Here is a 19,057-nt window from a genome sequence, read left to right on the forward strand (position 1 = left end):
CCCGGAGGGGGGCGGGCCGGAGGGGTTGGGCCCGGGCGCCCCGCCGCCGTTCGTCCTACGGCACCGGCGGTACGAGGGCTGTCCCGAGCCGGAGATTCCAGCGCCCCGCCCGCCCGCTGACCTCCGTCCCGGACAGCGGCGGCACGTCGATCCGCCAGAAGGCACCCTCCGGTGCCCCCAACGCGTGCAGCACGACGGCCCGTACGACCTCGGGCTCCACGACGGCGAGGGTCCGCCCGTCGAGCCCCGCGCCGACCGAGTCGAGCCACCCCGCGACCCGCGCGCACAACTCCCTCACGGACTCACCGCCGTGGGGTGCCGCTCCGGAATCCCCCGACCACGCCGCCAGCGCCTCGGGTTCGCCCCCGGCCACCTCCTCCAGCGTCCGCCCGCGCCACCGCCCGACGTCGAGGCGGGCGAACGCGGGCTCCTCCGCGACCTCCTCCAGACCGAGCGCCCGGGCGGTCTCCCCGCACCGCACCGTGGGCGAGACCAGCGCCCGAGCGCTCCCCGGCAGGGTCTCCGCAAGCCGCCCCGCCCGTACGGCAGCCGCCGCCTCGATCGACTCCCCGTCCTCGAACGCCGCCCGCCGCAGGGCGGGCGTCATCGCGGGGGCGACCAGAAGGATGCGTGCGGCCAAGGGAGTTGCTCCTCACACGGGTGCGCGGGTGCGCGGGTGCACGGGGACAGGGAACGCTGTCCGGACAGTACGCGCCGGACCGGCCGCCGGGCGGAGCGGCCCCGGCGCCCCGGCTGTCCCTGTCTAGAACGGCTCCCGCATCTGGTGCCGGGACCTCACCACGGTCAGGCGCTCCGGCACCTCCGACGTCCACTGCCCCGGCCCGCTCTCGGCCCGCAGCACCCACAGCGCGCCGTCCCGCACGTCCGTGACGATGCCGCGCCGGTCGGCATCGACGTCATGGATCAGATCGCCCACCCAGGGCCTGCGCTCGCTCATCCCTGCTCCTTCCCGAGTGCTTCCCCCGGTCCGGTTGCCCCGGAACGGCGGAACCGTGCGCTCCGTGCCGTCGCGTCACCCATGAGAGTGAGCCGGACCGGGGGCCGCCGATGCCGACGGCCCCCGACCCCGCCTCCCTACGCCTCCGCGCGCACCTTCCGCGCCGCCGCCACCAAGTTCTCCAGCGACGCCCGCACCTCCGGCCAGCCCCGCGTCTTCAGACCGCAGTCCGGGTTGACCCACAGCCGCTCCGCGGGCAGCGCCCGCAGCCCGAGCCGCAGCAGACCGGCCACCTCCTCCGCGTCCGGGACACGCGGCGAGTGGATGTCGTAGACACCCGGACCCGCCTCGCGCGGATAGCCGTACACGGCCAGTTCACGGGCGACCTCCATGTGCGAGCGGGCCGCTTCCAGGCTGATCACGTCCGCGTCCAGGGCGTCGATCGCGCCGACGACGTCCCCGAACTCGGCGTAGCACATGTGGGTGTGGATCTGGGTGTCCGGACGGACACCCGAGGTGGTGAGACGGAACGCCTCCGTGGCCCAGTCCAGATAGGCCGAACGGTCCGCCTCCCGCAGCGGCAGGGTCTCGCGCAGCGCGGGCTCGTCCACCTGGATGACCGAAGTCCCGCACGCCTCAAGGTCGTTCACCTCGTCCCGCAGTGCCAGGGCGACCTGGCGGGCGGTCTTCGAGAGCGGCTGGTCGTCCCGGACGAAGGACCAGGCGAGCATGGTGACAGGCCCGGTCAGCATCCCCTTCACCGGGCGCTCCGTGAGCGACTGGGCGTACGAGGTCCAGCGCACCGTCATCGGCTCCGGGCGGGACAGGTCCCCGGCGAGCACCGGCGGGCGTACGTACCGGGTGCCGTACGACTGGACCCAGCCGTGCCGGGTGGTGAGGAAGCCGTTGAGACGCTCGGCGAAATACTGGACCATGTCGTTGCGTTCGGCCTCGCCGTGCACCAGGACGTCCAGCCCGGCCCGCTCCTGGAAGGTGATCACCTCGCGGATCTCCGCCCCGATCCGCGCCTCGTACCCCTCGGTGTCCAGCCGCCCCGAGCGCAGGTCGGCCCGCGCGGAACGGAGTTCGGCGGTCTGCGGGAACGATCCGATCGTCGTCGTGGGCAGCGGCGGCAGCGCCAGCCGGGCCCGCTGCGCGACGGACCGCTCCGGGTACGGCTCGGCGCGCCGGGTGTCCGCCGCTGTGACGGCGGCGGCGCGGGCCCGGACCGCCGGGTCGTGGATGAGCGGGGAGTTCGCCCGTGACGCCAAGTCGGCCCGATTGGCGGCCAGTTCGGCGGTGACCGCGTCCGCGCCGTGCCCGAGACCCCGAGCCAGCGTCACCAGCTCGGCGCACTTCTCGCGGGCGAACGCCAGCCAGCGCCGGATCTGCGGGGCGATGTCCCGCTCGGCCGAGGCGTCCAGCGGGACGTGCAGCAGCGAGCAGGACGCGGCCACGTCCACCCGGTCGGCCAGCCCGAGCAGCGTGCCGAGCGTGCCGAGGGACCGCGTCAGATCGTCCACCCAGATGTTCCGGCCGTTGACGACGCCCGCGACCAGCCGCTTGCCCGGCAGACCGCCCACGGCCGCGAGGGCGTCCAGATTTGCGGCGGCCGGACCGGTGAAGTCCAGCGCCAGCCCCTCCACCGGCGCCTTGGCGAGCACGGGCAGTGCCTCGCCGAGCCGGTCGAAGTAGGACGCGACCAGCAGTTTCGGCCGGTCGGTGAGCGCTCCGAGGTCACGGTAGGCGCGCGCGGCGGCGTTCAGCTCGGCCGGGGTGCGGTCCTGCACCAGCGCCGGCTCGTCCAGCTGCGCCCACTCGGCGCCCGCGGCCCGCAGCGCGCCCAGCACCTCGGCGTACACCGGCAGCAGCCGGTCCAGCAGGGTCAGCGGGTCGAAGCCGGGGTCCACACCGGGCGCGGGCTTCGCCAGCAGCAGATACGTCACCGGACCGACGAGGACCGGCCGCGCCGTCAGGCCCAGCGCCAGCGCCTCAGTCAACTCGCCCACCTGCTTGGCGGGTTCGGCGGAGAACACGGTGTCCGGGCCCAGCTCCGGCACGAGGTAGTGGTAGTTCGTGTCGAACCACTTCGTCATCTCCAGCGGCGCCGCCTCCCGCGTACCGCGTGCCATCGCGAAGTACCCGTCGAGCGGATCGGCGGCCGCGGCGGCACGGTGCCGGTCCGGGACCGCGCCCACCATGACGCTGGTGTCGAGGACGTGGTCGTAGTACGAGAAGTCGCCGGTCGGGACCTCGCCCAGACCGGCGTCCGCCATCGCGCGCCAGTTGGCCCGGCGCAGTCCGGCGGCGGTGTCGTGCAGTTCGGCGGCGCCGACGCGGCCCTTCCAGTACCCCTCGATCGCCTTCTTCAGCTCCCGGTCGGGGCCCTGACGGGGGTAGCCGTACACGGTCGCCCGTGGTGCCGCGCCCGAGGAGCCGGTGGTCACGGAGTCGGTGGTCACGGAGATCTCCTTCACGAGATGAATCCCTGAGATCCCGGACGACGGGACGCGAGCGCGAAGGAGCGAACGCCGCACGACGGCACGCGGCCGTCCCTGCGGTGTGTACGCCGACCCGCCCACGAGGTCACCGGGATGATCCGCACACGGATGCTCCGCGCACGGGCAGCTGGCAGGTCTTCGGACTCGTGGGCACGTCCTCACGGGGGAGGACACCTAATGGCCGTCGCTTCCCAGACCCTCCAGGGTCCAGTGCGTATGACGGCGGTCGTTCCCGCTCACCGCTGCGGGGCAGTCCCGGATTCCCACCGGGTTCCCTCTTACGACGCGTCCCGCCTGGCGGACGGGGCGAACCAGCTGCGTGGGCCAGCGTAGACGGTCGGAGCGGCGGGGGAGCGCGGGCGCCACGATGCGGACGGGGCGGGTCGCCCCCGGGACGTGGGCTTCCTGCGTACCCGCCCCTCCTGGACGTACGCGGTTCTCGCGCCGTGCCTAGAATCGCCCTCCGGAACCGGAGAAGCGGCGAAAGGGCAGGTGGGGACCGTGGCGACGCGCTTCGACCACGACAGCGAGGCTTCAGGCGGATGACTCCTACCGCGGCACCGTGGGCACCGGGAGCGCCGGGCACCCTGCACGACCCCGACACCCCGTTCGCCGTCGTGGACGCCGCCCGCGTCCGCCGCAACGCGGACCGGCTGGCCCGCCGCGCCGAGCAGCTCGGCGTCACCCTCCGCCCCCACGTCAAGACCGCCAAGAGTCTCGACGTGGCCCGCCTCCTCGACGGCGGGACTCCGGGACCCGTCACCGTCTCCACCCTCGCGGAGGCCGAGGCGTTCGCGGACGCCGGATACACCGACATCACGTACGCCGTCGGCATCGAACCCCGCAAACTCCCGCGCGTGCGCGCCCTGTTGGACCGGGGCGTGACCCTGCGCGTCCTGCTCGACAGCCCCGAGCAGGCCGCGTTGGTCGCCGCCGAGGCCCGTGCGGCGAGCCGTCCGGTACCGGCGCTCGTCGAGATCGACTGCGACGGCCACCGGGGCGGCCTGCGGTCCGACGCGCCCGACCTCGTCCCCGTCGGCCGCACCCTGCACGAGGCCGGGTGCCTGGACGGTGTCCTCACCCACGCGGGCGAGTCCTACTACGCCACCACTCCCGAGGCCCGCGTCGCGGCGGCACGGAACGAACGCGACGCTGCCGTGGCCGCCGCCGGGGCACTGCGCGCCGCCGGACTCCCCGCGCACACCGTGAGCGTCGGCTCCACCCCGACCGCCCACGCCGCCGACGACCTCAGCGGAGTCACCGAACTCCGCGCGGGGAACTACGTGTTCTTCGACCTCGTCATGGCCGGGCTCGGCGTCTGCGACCTGGACGACCTCGCCCTGTCCGTCGTCGTCACCGTCATCGGCCACCGCCCCGAGCGCGGCTGGATCATGACCGACGGCGGCTGGATGGCCATGTCCCGCGACCGGGGCACCGCCGCCCAGCGGGTGGACCAGGGCTACGGCCTGGTCACCGACCTCACCGGCCGCCCGCTCCCCGGCCTCCTGATGACCGCCGCCAGCCAGGAACACGGCACCCTCACCACCCGCGACACCACCCCCCTGCCCGCCCTCCCCCTCGGCACCCGCCTCCGCGTCCTCCCCAACCACGCCTGCGCCACCGCGGCCCAGCACCGGGGCTATCACGTGGTGGAGGGCGGCGACCCCGCGCTGCGGGGACACTGGGCCCGCATCGACGGCTGGTGAAGGGCGCGCGGGCGCGGCAGTGGACACGGGAGAAGCAGCGCCGCGGCGACGACCTTGACCTCATCCACGACGACCGGTATCACCAGGACGTTCACCGCCGTCGAAGTACGCTCCGACCGGCGCGGCAGTCCAAGAGAGCAACCCGAGGAACCCCATGCCCCCCTTGCCCCCCGTCACCCTCACCGACGTCCGGGAAGCAGCCGCCCGTCTGAAGGGCGTGGCGCATCGCACCCCCGTGCTCACCTCTCGCACGCTGGACGGGCTCGTCGGTGCCCGGGTCTTCGTGAAGTGCGAGAACTTCCAGCGGGTCGGGGCCTTCAAGATCCGGGGGGCGTACAACGCGGCGGCTCGGCTCACTCCGGATCAGCTGGCGCGGGGCATCGCCGCGTACTCCTCCGGGAACCACGCGCAGGCCACCGCGCTGGCGGCCCGCGAACTCGGCACCAGTGCCGTGATCCTCATGCCCGAGGACGCCCCGCGCTCCAAGATGGCGGCCACGGCCGGATACGGGGCCGAGATCGTCACGTACGACCGGTACACGCAGGACAGGACCGCGCTCGGGGAGGCACTCGCGGCGGACCGGGGGCTCACGCTCATCCCGCCCTACGACCATCCGGACGTGATCGCGGGGCAGGGCACCGCGACGCTCGAACTGCTCGAAGAAACAGGTGAGTTGGACGCTGTCGTCGCGCCGGTCGGGGGCGGCGGGCTGATGGCCGGGTCCGCCGTCGCCGCGACCGCGCTGCATCCCGGTGTGCGGATGATCGGGGTCGAGCCCGAGGCAGGTGACGACACCAGGCGGTCCCTGGAGAGCGGGGAGCGGGTCACCGTGCCCGTACCGCGCACCATCGCGGACGGGCAGGCCATCGCCACGCCGGGGGAGATCACCTTCGGAATCAACCAACGGCTTTTGGACAGCGTGGAGTTGGTCAGCGACGAGGAGATCGTCGCGGCGATGAGGTTCGCGTTCGAGCGGCTGAAGATCGTGCTGGAACCCAGTGGCGCCACGGGACTCGCCGCGCTGCTCGCCGGGCGGATCGGGAAGCTTCCGCCCCGCGTCGGGGTGATCGCCTCCGGGGGGAACATCGACACCGCGCGGTTCACCGCCCTGCTGGGGGCGGAGGGGTCAACTGCCGGGCGGTGACAGCCCGATGAGGCGTGATATATACATCCTCCATATCTTTCCGGCCTTTCGTGCCGTCTGCTCACTCGCTCTGGGGGGAGTTCCATGAGCATCACGGGTGCCGTCGGGCGGGTGCGGCCCGCCCAGCCCGGCGACCCCGCCCGGATCGGGCCGTACCGGATCATCGGGCGGCTCGGCTCCGGCGGGATGGGCACGGTCCACGCCGGTCTCACGGCCGACGGGCTCCGGGTCGCCGTCAAGGTCATCCACCCCGCGCAGGCCCAGGACCCCGAGTTCCGCGCCCGGTTCCGCCGCGAGGTGCAGCTCTCCGCACGCGTCCAAGGGCCCTGCCTGGTACCGCTGTTGGCGGCCGACCCGGAGGCCGGGGCACCCTGGCTGGCGACCGCGTACGCCCCCGGTCCCACCCTGGACCGGCACATCGCGCGGTACGGGCCGCTCACCGGCGGCACGCTGTACGCCTTCGCCACCGGCACCGCGCAGGCGCTCGCCGCGATCCACGCGGCCGGGGTGGTCCACCGCGACGTGAAGCCGCAGAACGTGATCCTCAGCCCCGCCGGACCCCGCGTGCTGGACTTCGGCATCGCGCACGCCGCCGACGGCACCAGCGTCACCCGCACCGGCGTGCTCACCGGCACCCCCGGCTGGATCAGCCCCGAGCACTACCGCTCGGGCGTCGCCGGACCCGCCGGTGACATGTTCGCGTGGGGCGCGCTCATCGCGTACGCGGCCACCGGACGGCTGCCGTTCGGCACCGGCGCGCCCGACGTCGTCGCCTACCGGGTGATGTCCGGCGAAGCCGACCTGGCCGGGACACCGGCCGAACTGCGGGACATCGTGGCGGACGCCCTCGCCAAGGAACCCGGCGCCCGGACCACCGCCCCGGTGACCGCCGACCGGTGCGCCCGGCTCCTCGCCACCCAGGCCACCCAGATCGGCCCCGCCCCGGCCGCCCCGCCGGACCCGCGCGTCACACCCGCCCCGGCGGGCCCGCACCCCCCGACAGCCGCGTCCGCCCCACCCGCCACCCCGGACCCGCGTGTCCGGCCCGCCCCACCGGCCCCGTCGAACCCGTACGGGCCACCCGTCCGGCCCCCGGCGGACCCCCTGGTCGCGCTCTGGCAGATCCCCGCCGTGGATGATCCCCGCTGGACCACCACCGCCCGGTCCTCGTCCCGCGGGCGGACCGCGGCCGTCGTCCTCGGCGCCGCCGCCGTCGTGGGCGCGCTGGTCGGTGCCGCCGTGGCCTTCCCCGGCGCCTGGCGGGACCCCGCCGACGCGGCCGGGAGCAACGCCTCCGCCTCCGCCGCCACGCACCGGGAGGCGGCGGCCACCTCTCCCGCGCCGACCGGGTCCGCCCGCACCGCCGGGCCCGCCTTCTCCGGCACCGGTCGCGGCGCGATCCCCGCCGACCCCCTCGCCGGTGCGCCGAACCCCGCCTTCACCCGGTCCGGCGACGACACCGAGCCCTCCTCCGACGACTGGCGCGACTCCGCGGTGGCCGCCACGGCGGACGAGACCGAGGTCGCCGGAGCCGTCCGCGCGGCCGTACGGACCATGCTCGCCACCAAGGACCTCGCGTTCATGGAACCCCAGGTCACCTTCGACCGGCGCGCGCAGACCGTCGTCCTCACCGGCGGACCCGTCTCCCAGCTCCCGGAGGCGCAGCGGACCCTGTTCCGGCGGAGCGCCGGGATGGCCGCCTGTGCCACGCTCGCCCACCGTCTCGCGGACGCCCCGGACAGCTGGGCGTACGGCAGATACGCCGTGTTCTGGAAGGACTCCGACACCGCGACCGACGCCACCGCCCTCGGCTTCGGCGAGGCCACCGACGGCTGCTACCACACGGTGGCCGGACAGTGGCAGGGCGAGGACGAGGGCATCGCGGCCGCCCGCATGCCCAGCGCCGACAAGACCGAGTTCCAGGTCGCGGACGGCATCGACAAGGCCGTCACCAGGGCGTGGCGGGCACGGGTCGCGCGGGACGACGGCATCGCGCCCGAAGCGGCCGACGAGGACATCAGCCTCGGCTTCGACCCCGTGCAGAAAGCCGCGTACCTCTGGATCGTGGACACGCGGGACGCCGTCGCCGGGCGGGCACAGCGCGACAACTTCCAGGATCTGGTGACCCGGACCGCCTGCCCGAGGCTGCTCGCGCGGTACAAGGCGGACAAGAGCTGGCCGTACACCCGCTGGTCGGTCGTCGTGTACTCCGGGGGGCTCGGCGGCACCCCCGAGATCGTCAGGTCGGGGGACTGCCTGGGCTGAGCGGCGCCCGCTCCTCGTGCCCCCGGGTCCAGTGGTGCTGGGTGAACCAGCGCCCGAACAGCGCCGCCCCGTACACCACGAACCCCACGCCGATCAGCCAGGACTCCACCACCAGCACGGTGCCGACCGCGCCGTAGTTCAGGGCGTTCGTCACGATCAGCGGGGTGAAGACCAGGGACGAGAAGACCCGGAGCCCGGCCAGACCCACGATGGTGGCGACCGCTCCCGGCAGCAGGGTGCGCCAGCGGATCTGGCCGCCGAGCAGGAAATGCTGGCCCCACCAGAAGAACGCCACCGTGCTCAGCACGGTCAGCAGCACCCGGCCCGTGCCGTGCACGGCCGTCCGGGTCAGCACCTCCTGGTAGAGGTACGCGGTGAGCAACACCAGCCAGGTCGCCTGCCGCCACACCCGGTGCCAGGGGCCGGACGCCAGCCCCCAGATCCGCTCGTAGCCGTTCTGCACGCTCCCGGCGAACGACACGCCGAACACGGCCAGCAGCACGAGGCTCAGCACACTGGTGGTGCCGATGACCTCGCGGGGCGGGCTGATGATCCGGGTGAGGGTGTCGGCGGACTGCCCGGACAGGCCCATGCCGTCGGTCAGCCAGAACGCGAAACCGCCCCGGACCAGCGGGTCCGCGGCGGCGACGACGATCAGCAGCGGCGCGAGGGTGACCAGGGCCAGCGTGGCGAAGCCCATCGCCCGGTGCATCAGCTCCAGCTCGCGCCCGCGCCGGAACAGGGCGGGCACCGCGAGCCACTCCCACACCCGCCGGGGGGCGCTCCGCCACTGCCTCACGGGTCCGTCCCTCCCGCGTCCGCGCCGGACCGGGCGTGCCACCGGCGGACGAACCGTCGGCGGCACGCGGCCGGTATGCCTGAGTCCTGCTCACATGATCGGACCAAACGGTCCGATCCGCCCGGCCGCGCCGCCGGGTCGGCGGCGGTCACGGCACGCGGGTGATCAGGGGGACGGCGGCTGCCGGGGTACGGCTCAGACGGTGCCGCTGGCCGAGATGGTGACCTTGGCGCTGGTGGCGCCGTTGCGGCTGCCGACGCCCTCGATCCGGTCCACGATCTCCTTGCCCTCGACGACCTCACCGAAGACGACGTGCTTGCCGTCGAGCCAGTCGGTGACGATCGTCGTGATGAAGAACTGCGAGCCGTTGGTGTTGCGACCGGCGTTCGCCATGCTCAGCAGGTACGGCCGGTCGTGCTTCAGCTGGAAGTTCTCGTCCTCGAACTTCGCGCCGTAGATGCTCTTGCCGCCCGTGCCGTTCCCGGCGGTGAAGTCGCCGCCCTGGAGCATGAACTGCGGGATGACGCGGTGGAACGAGGAACCGGCGTAGCCGAAGCCGTGCTGGCCGGTGGCCAGCTCGCGGAAGTTCTGCGCGGTCCGGGGGACCACGTCGTCGAAAAGCTGGAAGACGATCCGGCCGGCCGGCTCGTCGTTGATCGTGATGTCGAAGTAAACGTTCTCACTCATGTCGATCAATTTACCGCCGGGCCGGACCCGCACGCGCGGAAGGGTCCCTTTCGAGGGCCCCGGTGTCGCGCGGCGCGCCCCGGCCCGGCGGTGTGCGGACGCCGGTCAGACGCCCACGTAGGCGGCCAGATGTTCCCCGGTCAGCGTGGTGCGGGCGGCGGCCAGCTCGGCCGGGGTGCCCTCGAAGACGACCCGGCCGCCGTCGTGGCCCGCGCCCGGACCGAGGTCCACGATCCAGTCCGCGTGCGCCATGACCGCCTGGTGGTGCTCGATGACGATCACCGACTTCCCGGAGTCCACCAGCCGGTCCAGCAGCCCGAGCAACTGCTCCACGTCCGCCAGGTGCAGGCCCGTGGTCGGCTCGTCCAGGACGTAGACACCGCCCTTGTCGGCCATGTGGGTGGCGAGCTTCAGCCGCTGCCGCTCACCGCCGGACAGCGTGGTCAGCGGCTGGCCCAGACTGAGATAGCCCAGCCCCACGTCCGCGAGCCGCTGAAGGACGCGGTGCGCGGCCGGGGTGCGTGCCTCGCCCTCGGCGAAGAACGCCTCCGCCTGCGTCACCGACATCGCCAGCACCTCCGCGATGTCCCGCCCGCCGAACCGGTACTCCAGCACCGACGCCTGGAAGCGGCGCCCCTCGCACTCCTCGCAGGTGGTGGCCACCCCGGCCATCATCGCCAGGTCGGTGTAGATCACCCCGGCGCCGTTGCAGGTGGGGCAGGCGCCCTCGGAGTTCGCGCTGAACAGGGCCGGTTTCACGCCGTTGGCCTTGGCGAACGCCTTGCGGATCGGGTCCAGCAGACCCGTGTACGTCGCCGGGTTGCTGCGCCGGGAACCCCGGATGGGGCTCTGGTCCACCGCGATCACACCCTCGCCCGCCGGGACCGACCCGTGCAGCAGCGAACTCTTCCCCGAACCCGCGACCCCGGTCACCACGGTCAGCACCCCGAGCGGCAGGTCCACGTCCACATCGCGCAGGTTGTTCGCGCGGGCGCCCCGGATCTCCAGCACCCCGCTGGACCCGCGGACCTCCGGCTTCAGCTTCGCCCGGTCGTCCAGGTGGCGGCCGGTGACCGTGCCGGACGCCCGCAGCGCCTCCACGGTGCCCTCGAAACAGACGGTGCCGCCCGCCGTGCCCGCGCCCGGACCCAGGTCCACCACATGGTCGGCGATGGCGATGACCTCCGGCTTGTGCTCCACGACCAGCACCGTGTTGCCCTTGTCGCGCAACCGCAGCAGCAGGCCGTTCATCCGCTGGATGTCGTGCGGGTGCAGCCCGGTGGTCGGCTCGTCGAAGACGTACGTCACATCGGTCAGCGAGGACCCGAGATGGCGGACCATCTTCACGCGCTGCGCCTCACCGCCCGACAGGGTGCCCGCGGGCCGGTCCAGCGAGAGGTAGCCGAGGCCGATCTCCGCGAACGAGTCCAGCGCGTGCCGCAGCTTCGCCAGCAGCGGCGCCACCGACGGATCGTCCAGCGCACGCACCCACTCCGCGAGATCGCTGATCTGCATGGCGCACGCGTCCGCGATGCTCACCCCGCCGATCGTGGACGTCCGCGCGCTCTCGGTGAGCCGGGTGCCGTCGCAGTCGGGGCAGGTGGTGAAGGTCACCGCGCGCTCCACGAACGCCCGCACGTGCGGCTGGAGCGCGTCCACGTCCTTGGACAGGAACGACTTCTGGATCTTCGGGATCAGTCCCTCGTAGGTGAGGTTGATGCCGTCCACCTTGATCTTGGTGGGCTCCTTGTACAGCAGGTCGTGCAGTTCCCGCTCGGTGAACTTCCGGATCGGCTTGTCCGGGTCGAAGAAGCCGCAGCCGCCGAAGATCCGCCCGTACCAGCCGTCCACGCTGTAGCCGGGGATGGTCAGCGCGCCCTCGTTCAGGGACTTGCCGTCGTCGTAGAGCTGGGTCAGATCGATGTCGTTGACCGCGCCGCGCCCCTCGCAGCGCGGGCACATCCCGCCGGTCCGGGTGAAGACGGCCTTCTCCGCCCGGCGGTTGCCGCGCTCCACGGTGATCGCGCCGGTCGCGTGCACCGAGGGCACGTTGAAGGCGTACGCGCTGGGCGGGCCGATGTGCGGGGCGGCGAGCCGGCTGAAGAGGATGCGCAGCATCGCGTTGGCGTCGGTGGCGGTGCCCACCGTGGAGCGCGGATCGGCGCCGAGGCGCTGCTGGTCCACGGTGATCACCGTGGTCAGCCCCTCCAGCACATCCGCCTCGGGGCGGGCGGGCGACGGCATGAAACCCTGCACGAACGCGCTGTACGTCTCGTTGATCAGCCGCTGCGACTCGGCCGCGATCGTGTCGAACACCAGCGAACTCTTGCCCGAACCGGACACCCCCGTGAACACGGTCAGCCGCCGTTTCGGGATCTCGACCGTCACGTCCCTGAGGTTGTTCTCCCGCGCGCCGTGCACCCGGATCATGTCGTGGATGTCGGCCGCGTGCGCCCCGGACGCCGTACCGTCCGTCCCCGTCGCCCTGCTCATGGTCTGTCTCTCCGTCCCTCGCGCGGCGCCCGGCTCAAGCGCCTGCCGCAACGCTAGCCGTACGGGGACGTGCGGCGCTTCTCGAATCCTGACCGCCGCGGCGACGGGCCCGCGCCCGCCGCCGCGACGACCGGAAGGGCCCGGATCAGGGGTACGACACGACCGTGGACGGCACCGTGGACGTGCCCGAGGTGGGCGAACCCGTCTCGTTGATCACCCGCTCGTACTGGCCCTGCCCGCCCAGGGAGACCACCAGCAGGTTGTGGAACTTCACCCCGGACCGGTTCGGCGCCGAGAACCCGTTGTGCTGCACGATCGACGGGTTCACGTTGTAGTAGCAGTAACTGCCCAGGCCCCAGCCCTCGTGCGTGGTCACCGAGTCCGCGACCTTGTACGCCGCGTAGCCCTTGACCGAGCCGTTCTGGATCGCGGCCTGGTTGGGCGCGTCGTACGCCTTCTCGTTCTGGAAGAAGATCGTGCGGCCCCGCTGGCCGTTCCACTGCACGTCGTACTTGTTGAAGTGCTCCACGAACAGGCCGGTGATCAGCACGTCGTCGCCGTTGACGACCACGCCGTAGTCGGCGCGGTTGGTGTCCCAGCCGACGCCGGTGCCGTGGTCGGCGCGCCACACCCAGGTGTGGTCCACGATGGTGTGGCGGCTGTTGATCACCATGCTGGTGGTGGCCTTGCCCGCGCCCGCGCCGCCGATCCGCACGAACACGTCCTGCACGGTGGTCGGGTTGGCCGAGTGGTCGGTGGTCGCGCCGGACGGGCCGACCTCCAGCAGCGTCGCCGAGTTCACGGGACCCGCGTCGATCAGGAACCCGGCGAGCCGGACCCCGTCCACGTCGGCCACCTTCAGCACCGTGCTGCCGTTGTCCGGGATCAGCGTCGCGTAACCCAGGCCCAGCACCACGGTGTTGGCACGCGTGACCTGGATCGGCTGGTTCACGTGGTAGACACCGGGCGTCAGCAGCAGGTGCAGGCCCTGCTGGAGCGCCTGGTTGAGGGTGGCCGCGCTGACGCCGGGCTTGGCGACGTAGAACTGCGACAGCGGCAGGGACGTGCCGCGCGGCGTGCCGTTGCCCCAGGTGACCCCGCGCGCGTTGGTGCGCTTCTCCGGCAGGAACACCCGGTACTCGCTGCCGCTCAGGTACAGGAACGGCTTCTCGCGGGAGACGGGTGTGGTGTCGAGCGTGGTGTACGGCGGGTTGGGGAAGCTCCCGGCCGGTGCGCCCTGCACCCCGGAGAACACCATGTTCCACACGGCGTTGCCCCAGCTGCCGATCACACTGTCCCGCGTGTACCACTGCTGCTGGGAGTACGGCCCGACCTGGCCGTCGATCCGGCTGTCCGCGATGTAGCCGCCGCTGGCCCAGCCGTAGCCGTTCGGGGCGAGGTTCAGCCCGCCGCGCACATGCATCCGGCGGAACGGTGCGGCCTGCGCGACCGCCCAGCGGTCGGTGCCGTTGACCGGGACCAGCGCCAGGTTCTCCGCCGAACGCCAGAAGTTCTGCGTGGCGTTGCCGTTGAACCAGCCCGCATCGACCGTCACGTCACCGTTGATCGTGGTGTCGTCGGGGGAGAGACCGAGACCGGAGATCGAGGTGTAGAAGCCGATCTGCGCGTTCAGCCCGTTGTAGGTGCCCGGCTTGAACAGGAACTGGTAGCGCCCGCCGCCGAACTGGGCGGTCTCCTGCTGGCGGAACACCTCGTCGAGGCGGCCCTGGATGTTGGACGTGGACGGATCGAAGACGATCACGTTGGGGCCCAGGTCGCCGCCGCCGGGCAGCGCGCTCGGCGCCGCCTTCGCGCGGGAGGGCGCGGCCTGCGCGGCCCCGGCCGCCGCACCCAGGACGGGGACGGCGGCGACGGCCGCCGCCGCGCCGAGCACGGCCCGGCGGCCGACCGACGAGGACGCCGACGAGGAAGGGGAGTCGGAGGAAGGCGTGGGTGCAGAGGGGGACATGTGCGGCTCTCCTTGTTCAGAAACTGAACGAAGTGGGGGCTGGGAGCGCTCTCTTGCCGATGGATGCTTCATTGGTGTGAACCAGCCGTCAAGAGTTGTGACCGAAATCCTCCGGGGCCCGCCTGACCAACCGTCATGTTTCGGGCACCGCCTTCGAGAAGTGTGCGCACACCGCGCCGCCGAACCTTTGCCGGATCCCTTGACACCTCCTCCCGCCGTCCCGACACTCCAGCGTGGGAGAGCGCTCTCCCAGAGTCTCTCCGGGGCCCGCGCCTCCCGCGGTCCTCCCCGTCCGTCATCGTCCGTCGTCGTCCTTCGTCGTCCGCCAACGTCCGTCACCGTTCGTCACGGACTCCCACAGCTCCACCTGCTCCGTACGGCCCAGATGCCCCCACCTCCCTTCGAGGAGCCCCCCATGTCACGGAGATCGAAGATCCTGCCGGGCGCGCTGATCAGCTCCGCCCTGCTGGTGGCCACCCTCGGGATCACCGGCGTCGCCGCCACCGGTGCCCCCGCCTCCCCGGCGGCCACCACCCGCACCGGCCATGTCATGGCCGTGTCCACCGCCTCCTCCCCGGAGGACCCGGACGGAGACGGCTACATACCGGCGAACCCCCCGGTCACCACCACCCCGTCCACGGCGACCCCGCCGCACCGCTACTTCCACGAGTTCCAGGCCAACTGCTCGGTGACGCGCACGCGTCCGGACGACCCGATCGTCTATCCGCAGCAGCCCGGCAAGTCCCACGACCACACCTTCATGGGCAACACCACCACCTACGCGAGCAGCACCACCGCCTCGCTCAGCGCCGGTGGCACCGCCTGCAAGGCGCCCGGTGACCTGTCCGCGTACTGGATGCCCACGCTCTACAACGGCGACAAGGCGATCCTCCCGGTCGGTCCGCAGGTCATCTACTACAAGACCGGCGTCACCGACTACACCAGCGTCCGTCCCTTCCCCAAGGGTCTGCGGTTCGTCGTCGGCAGTCCCATGCAGAGCGCCGACCAGTTCCGCAACCATCGCGGCTTCGTCGAGGGCTGGGAGTGCGGTGACAGCTTCTTCAACACCGAGTTCCCGGCGAGCTGTCCGAACCGGCCGGACGTCCAGCTCAACATCCGCTTCCAGGCACCCAGTTGCTGGGACGGCAAGTACCTGGACACCCCCGACCACCAGAGCCACATGGCCTACCCGGTGGTCAAGCCCGGCACCAACGACAACATGTGCCCCGCCGACCACCCGGTCGCGCTGCCCATGATCGAGTTCAAGATGGCGTGGCCGGTCAACGGCGACATGTCCCAGGTCCGGCTGTCCAGCGGACCCGGGCACAGCTTCCACTACGACTTCTTCAACGCCTGGGACGCGCCCACCCTGAAGGCGATGGTGGACCACTGCATCGTCGGCGGCCTCCAGTGCGACGCGCGCGGCTACGACGAGACGCACCCCGAGGCGGGCGCCGCCCTGAACGCCGACTACCGCCTGCCGTAGGCACGTTCGGACCCCCCGGCCGGGCGTGCCGCGTCCGCCTCCCCGCGAGCACGGCACGCCCGGCACCGGCCGGACCCCGTCCGGCACCCCTCGGTACCCGCACCCGCACCCCACACCGGAGACCACACCACCATGACCCGACCCCCACGCACCCGTGCGCGCCGTCTCGGCGCCCCCCTCGCCGCCGGAGCCCTGGCCGTCGGCGCCCTCACCGCGCTGCCCGCCACCCAGGCCCACGCCGCCGGAAGTGTCGTCAAGGTGACCGGCAGCCAGGGCAACTGGCAGCTCACCGTGGACGGCCAGCCGTACACCCTCAAGGGCCTGACCTGGGGTCCCGCCGTCGCCGACGCGGGCCGCTACCTGCCCGACCTGAAGTCGATGGGCGTCAACACCATCCGCACCTGGGGCACCGACGCCTCCAGCAAGCCGCTGTTCGACGCGGCGGCGGCCAACGGCATCAAGGTAGTGGCCGGTTTCTGGCTCCAGCCCGGCGGCGGCCCCGGCAGCGGCGGCTGCGTCAACTACCTCACCGACACCGCGTACAAGAACCAGATGCTCGACGAGTTCCCCAAGTGGGTGCAGGCGTACAAGGACAACCCCGGCGTCCTCATGTGGGACGTCGGCAACGAGTCGGTGCTCGGACTCCAGAACTGCTACAGCGGCACCGAGCTGGAGAACCAGCGCAACGCCTACACCACGCTCGTCAACGACATCACCAAGAAGATCCACGCCATCGACCCCAACCACCCGGTGACCTCCACCGACGCGTGGGTGGGTGCCTGGCCGTACTACAAGAGGAACGCGCCCGACCTCGATCTGTACGCCGTCAACTCCTACAACGCGGTCTGCGACGTCAAGGCGGCCTGGCAGCAGGGCGGTTACACCAAGCCCTACATCGTCACCGAGTCCGGACCGGCCGGTGAGTGGGAGGTGCCGAACGACGCCAATGGGGTGCCGCTGGAGCCCACCGACCGCGCCAAGGCCGACGGCTACACCCGCGCCTGGGGCTGCATCACCGGTCACCGGGGCGTCGCGCTCGGCGCCACGATGTTCCACTACGGCACCGAGTACGACTTCGGCGGCATCTGGTTCAACCTGCTTCCCGCCGGTCAGAAGCGGCTCTCCTACTACGCGGTCAAGCGGGCCTACGGCGGCGACACCTCCCGCGACAACACCCCGCCCGTCATCTCCGGGCTCACCGTCGAGGGCGACGCCTCCAAGGTGCAGGCCGGACGGGACCTCACCCTGAGCGTCGCGGCCACCGACCCCGACGGCGACGCGCTGTCCTACGAGGTCCTCCAGAACAGCAACTACATCGACCAGAGCAAGAACCTCGCCTCGGTGCCCTTCACCAATCTCGGCGGCGGACGGCTGAAGTTCACCGCCCCCGACCGGCCCGGCGTGTGGAAGGTGTACGTCAAGGTCACCGACGGACACGGCAACGTCGGCGTCGAGACCAAGTCCGTACGCGTCGTGCCGCCGACACCGAGCGGCACCAACATCGCGCGCGGCAAGACCGCCACCGCCTCCTCCTTCCAGCCGAGTTTCGGGGACTGCCCCTGCACCGCCGCCAAGGCCGTGGACGGTGACAACACCACCCGCTGGGCCAGCGACTGGAGCGACCCCCAGTGGATCCAGGTGGACCTGGGCAGCCGCACCACCTTCCGTCACGTCCAGCTCCTGTGGGAGGCGTCGTACGCCAAGACGTACAGCGTGCAGACCTCCGACGACGGGCAGAACTGGCAGACCGTGCGCACCGTGACGGACGGCAACGGCGGCGTGGACGACTTCGACGTCACCGGCACCGGCCGCTACGTCCGTATCAACGGCACGCAGCGCGGCACCGGTTACGGCTACTCGCTGTACGAGTTCGGCGTCTACAACTGACGTTCGCCCGCGACCGCACGACGAAAGGGGGGCGGGGATGACCGACGAGGACGAGCTGGACCGGCTGCTCGACAAACTGACCCTGCGGGCCAGGGTCCGGCTGCTCACCGGCGCCACCACCTGGCGCACGGCTGCCGAACCCGACATCGGGCTCAGGGAGTTGGTGCTGTCCGACGGCCCGGCGGGCGTACGCGGCGAGAGCTGGGACGAACGCAGCACCTCGGTGCTGCTGCCGTCCGCGTCCGCGCTCGCCGCGTCCTTCGACGAGGAGCTGGCCAAGGAGATCGGCGCCCTGCTCGCCGCCGAGGCCCGCCGCAAGGGCGTCCACGTCGTCCTCGCCCCCAACCTCAACCTGCACCGCAGCCCGCTGGCCGGCCGGCACTTCGAGTGCTTCTCCGAGGACCCGGAGCTGACCGGCCGTACCGGCGCCGCCCTGGTCCGGGGCATCCAGGCGCACGGCGTCGCCGCCACCGCCAAGCACTACGCGGCCAACGACGCCGAGACCGACCGGCTCACCGCCGACGCCCGCCTCGACCCGCGCACCCTGCGCGAGGTACAGCTCCTGCCCTTCGAGCTGGCCGTCGAGGCGGGCGCCTGGGCGGTCATGGCCGGGTACAACCGCCTCAACGGCACCACCATGACCGCCCACGAGCTGCTCACCCACCCCCTCAAGACCGACTGGGCCTTCGACGGCGCCGTCGTCTCCGACTGGGGCGCCGTCCGCTCCACCCACGACACCGCCCGCGCCGCGCTCGACCTGGCGATGCCCGGCCCGGCGGGGGAGTGGGGCGAGCGGCTCGTCCACGCCGTCGAACACGGCGAGGTCGAGGAATCCGCCGTGGACGACAAGGTACGGCGGCTGCTGCGGCTCGCCGCCCGCTGCGGCGCCCTCGGCCGCCCCGCCCGCCCGGTCCCCGCCCCGCCCACCTCCCGGCAGGCCCGCGCCCTCGCCCGGCGCGCCGCGTCCGCCGGGACCGTCCTGCTCACCAACCACGACGTCCTGCCGCTGGACCCCGGCCGCCTCACCACCCTCGCCGTCATCGGCGCCCCCGCCGCCCGCACCCGCACCCAGGGCGGCGGCAGCGCCGGTGTCTTCCCGCAGGACGAGGTGTCCGTCCTCGACGGCATCCGCGCCGGACTGCGCGGCCACGCCCGCGTCCTG

The 19,057-nt window shown here is 72.4% G+C and carries 13 protein-coding genes and 1 riboswitch; of the genes, 6 read left to right on the forward strand and 7 right to left on the reverse strand.

Annotated elements, in window-relative coordinates; all coding sequences use genetic code 11:
- Positions 1–55: 55 nt before the first annotated feature.
- From KUM39_RS26925 to metE, 3 genes are all read right to left on the reverse strand, one after another.
- Positions 56–640, reverse strand: coding sequence for a histidine phosphatase family protein (locus tag KUM39_RS26925; RefSeq protein ID WP_217788390.1), 585 nt, complete (start codon positions 638–640; stop codon positions 56–58).
- Between the two features lie 123 nt (positions 641–763).
- Positions 764–958, reverse strand: coding sequence for a hypothetical protein (locus tag KUM39_RS26930; protein ID WP_217788391.1), 195 nt, complete (start codon positions 956–958; stop codon positions 764–766).
- Between the two features lie 137 nt (positions 959–1,095).
- On the reverse strand, positions 1,096–3,405 hold the full coding sequence (gene metE / locus KUM39_RS26935; RefSeq protein WP_217788402.1) for a 5-methyltetrahydropteroyltriglutamate--homocysteine S-methyltransferase: 2,310 nt from the start codon (positions 3,403–3,405) through the stop codon (positions 1,096–1,098).
- A 166-nt stretch (positions 3,406–3,571) separates the two neighbouring features.
- Positions 3,572–3,790: riboswitch (cobalamin riboswitch) on the reverse strand.
- Between the two features lie 211 nt (positions 3,791–4,001).
- Here metE and KUM39_RS26940 point away from each other — a divergent pair.
- From KUM39_RS26940 to KUM39_RS26950, 3 genes are all read left to right on the forward strand, one after another.
- Positions 4,002–5,165 (forward strand): alanine racemase, encoded by a 1,164-nt coding sequence (locus KUM39_RS26940; RefSeq protein WP_217788392.1) that lies wholly within the window; start codon positions 4,002–4,004, stop codon positions 5,163–5,165.
- 154 nt (positions 5,166–5,319) lie between these two features.
- Entirely contained in the window at positions 5,320–6,309 is a 990-nt protein-coding gene (locus KUM39_RS26945) for a pyridoxal-phosphate dependent enzyme (protein ID WP_217788393.1), read from the forward strand.
- A gap of 84 nt (positions 6,310–6,393) precedes the next feature.
- Complete coding sequence (locus KUM39_RS26950) at positions 6,394–8,574, forward strand: serine/threonine-protein kinase (RefSeq protein WP_217788394.1); 2,181 nt, start codon at positions 6,394–6,396, stop codon at positions 8,572–8,574.
- Here KUM39_RS26950 and KUM39_RS26955 read toward each other — a convergent pair.
- From KUM39_RS26955 to KUM39_RS26970, 4 genes are all read right to left on the reverse strand, one after another.
- On the reverse strand, positions 8,549–9,373 hold the full coding sequence (locus KUM39_RS26955; protein WP_217788395.1) for a YhjD/YihY/BrkB family envelope integrity protein: 825 nt from the start codon (positions 9,371–9,373) through the stop codon (positions 8,549–8,551). The two genes, KUM39_RS26950 and KUM39_RS26955, sit on opposite strands and share 26 nt — an antisense overlap.
- A 195-nt stretch (positions 9,374–9,568) precedes the next feature.
- On the reverse strand, positions 9,569–10,060 hold the full coding sequence (locus tag KUM39_RS26960) for a peptidylprolyl isomerase (RefSeq protein WP_217788396.1): 492 nt from the start codon (positions 10,058–10,060) through the stop codon (positions 9,569–9,571).
- A 105-nt stretch (positions 10,061–10,165) separates the two neighbouring features.
- Positions 10,166–12,553: an ATP-binding cassette domain-containing protein gene (locus KUM39_RS26965; protein WP_217788397.1), complete on the reverse strand. Its 2,388-nt coding sequence runs from the start codon at positions 12,551–12,553 to the stop codon at positions 10,166–10,168.
- 145 nt (positions 12,554–12,698) lie between these two features.
- On the reverse strand, positions 12,699–14,522 hold the full coding sequence (locus KUM39_RS26970) for a pectate lyase-like domain-containing protein (RefSeq protein WP_217788398.1): 1,824 nt from the start codon (positions 14,520–14,522) through the stop codon (positions 12,699–12,701).
- A gap of 415 nt (positions 14,523–14,937) precedes the next feature.
- Between KUM39_RS26970 and KUM39_RS26975 the strand changes: the two genes are divergently transcribed.
- From KUM39_RS26975 to KUM39_RS26985, 3 genes are all read left to right on the forward strand, one after another.
- On the forward strand, positions 14,938–16,008 hold the full coding sequence (locus tag KUM39_RS26975; RefSeq protein ID WP_217788399.1) for a DUF1996 domain-containing protein: 1,071 nt from the start codon (positions 14,938–14,940) through the stop codon (positions 16,006–16,008).
- Between the two features lie 132 nt (positions 16,009–16,140).
- A complete protein-coding gene (locus KUM39_RS26980) occupies positions 16,141–17,895 on the forward strand; it encodes a discoidin domain-containing protein (protein WP_217788400.1) in 1,755 nt (584 codons plus the stop codon).
- Between the two features lie 37 nt (positions 17,896–17,932).
- Positions 17,933–19,057 (forward strand): glycoside hydrolase family 3 protein (locus tag KUM39_RS26985; protein ID WP_217788401.1); only part of this gene is annotated, 1,125 nt, incomplete at its 3' end.

The sequence above is a fragment of the Streptomyces corallincola genome (assembly GCF_019104725.1).
Classification (GTDB): Bacteria; Actinomycetota; Actinomycetes; order Streptomycetales; family Streptomycetaceae; genus Streptomyces; species Streptomyces corallincola.

Coding starts and splice junctions, on each gene's coding strand:
- KUM39_RS26975 (WP_217788399.1), top strand. CDS start 14,938: ATGTCACGGAGATCGAAGATCCTGCCGGGCGCGCTGATCAGCTCCGCC.
- KUM39_RS26970 (WP_217788398.1), bottom strand. CDS start 14,522: ATGTCCCCCTCTGCACCCACGCCTTCCTCCGACTCCCCTTCCTCGTCG.
- KUM39_RS26940 (WP_217788392.1), top strand. CDS start 4,002: ATGACTCCTACCGCGGCACCGTGGGCACCGGGAGCGCCGGGCACCCTG.
- KUM39_RS26960 (WP_217788396.1), bottom strand. CDS start 10,060: ATGAGTGAGAACGTTTACTTCGACATCACGATCAACGACGAGCCGGCC.
- KUM39_RS26945 (WP_217788393.1), top strand. CDS start 5,320: ATGCCCCCCTTGCCCCCCGTCACCCTCACCGACGTCCGGGAAGCAGCC.
- KUM39_RS26950 (WP_217788394.1), top strand. CDS start 6,394: ATGAGCATCACGGGTGCCGTCGGGCGGGTGCGGCCCGCCCAGCCCGGC.
- KUM39_RS26980 (WP_217788400.1), top strand. CDS start 16,141: ATGACCCGACCCCCACGCACCCGTGCGCGCCGTCTCGGCGCCCCCCTC.
- KUM39_RS26965 (WP_217788397.1), bottom strand. CDS start 12,553: ATGAGCAGGGCGACGGGGACGGACGGTACGGCGTCCGGGGCGCACGCG.
- KUM39_RS26930 (WP_217788391.1), bottom strand. CDS start 958: ATGAGCGAGCGCAGGCCCTGGGTGGGCGATCTGATCCATGACGTCGAT.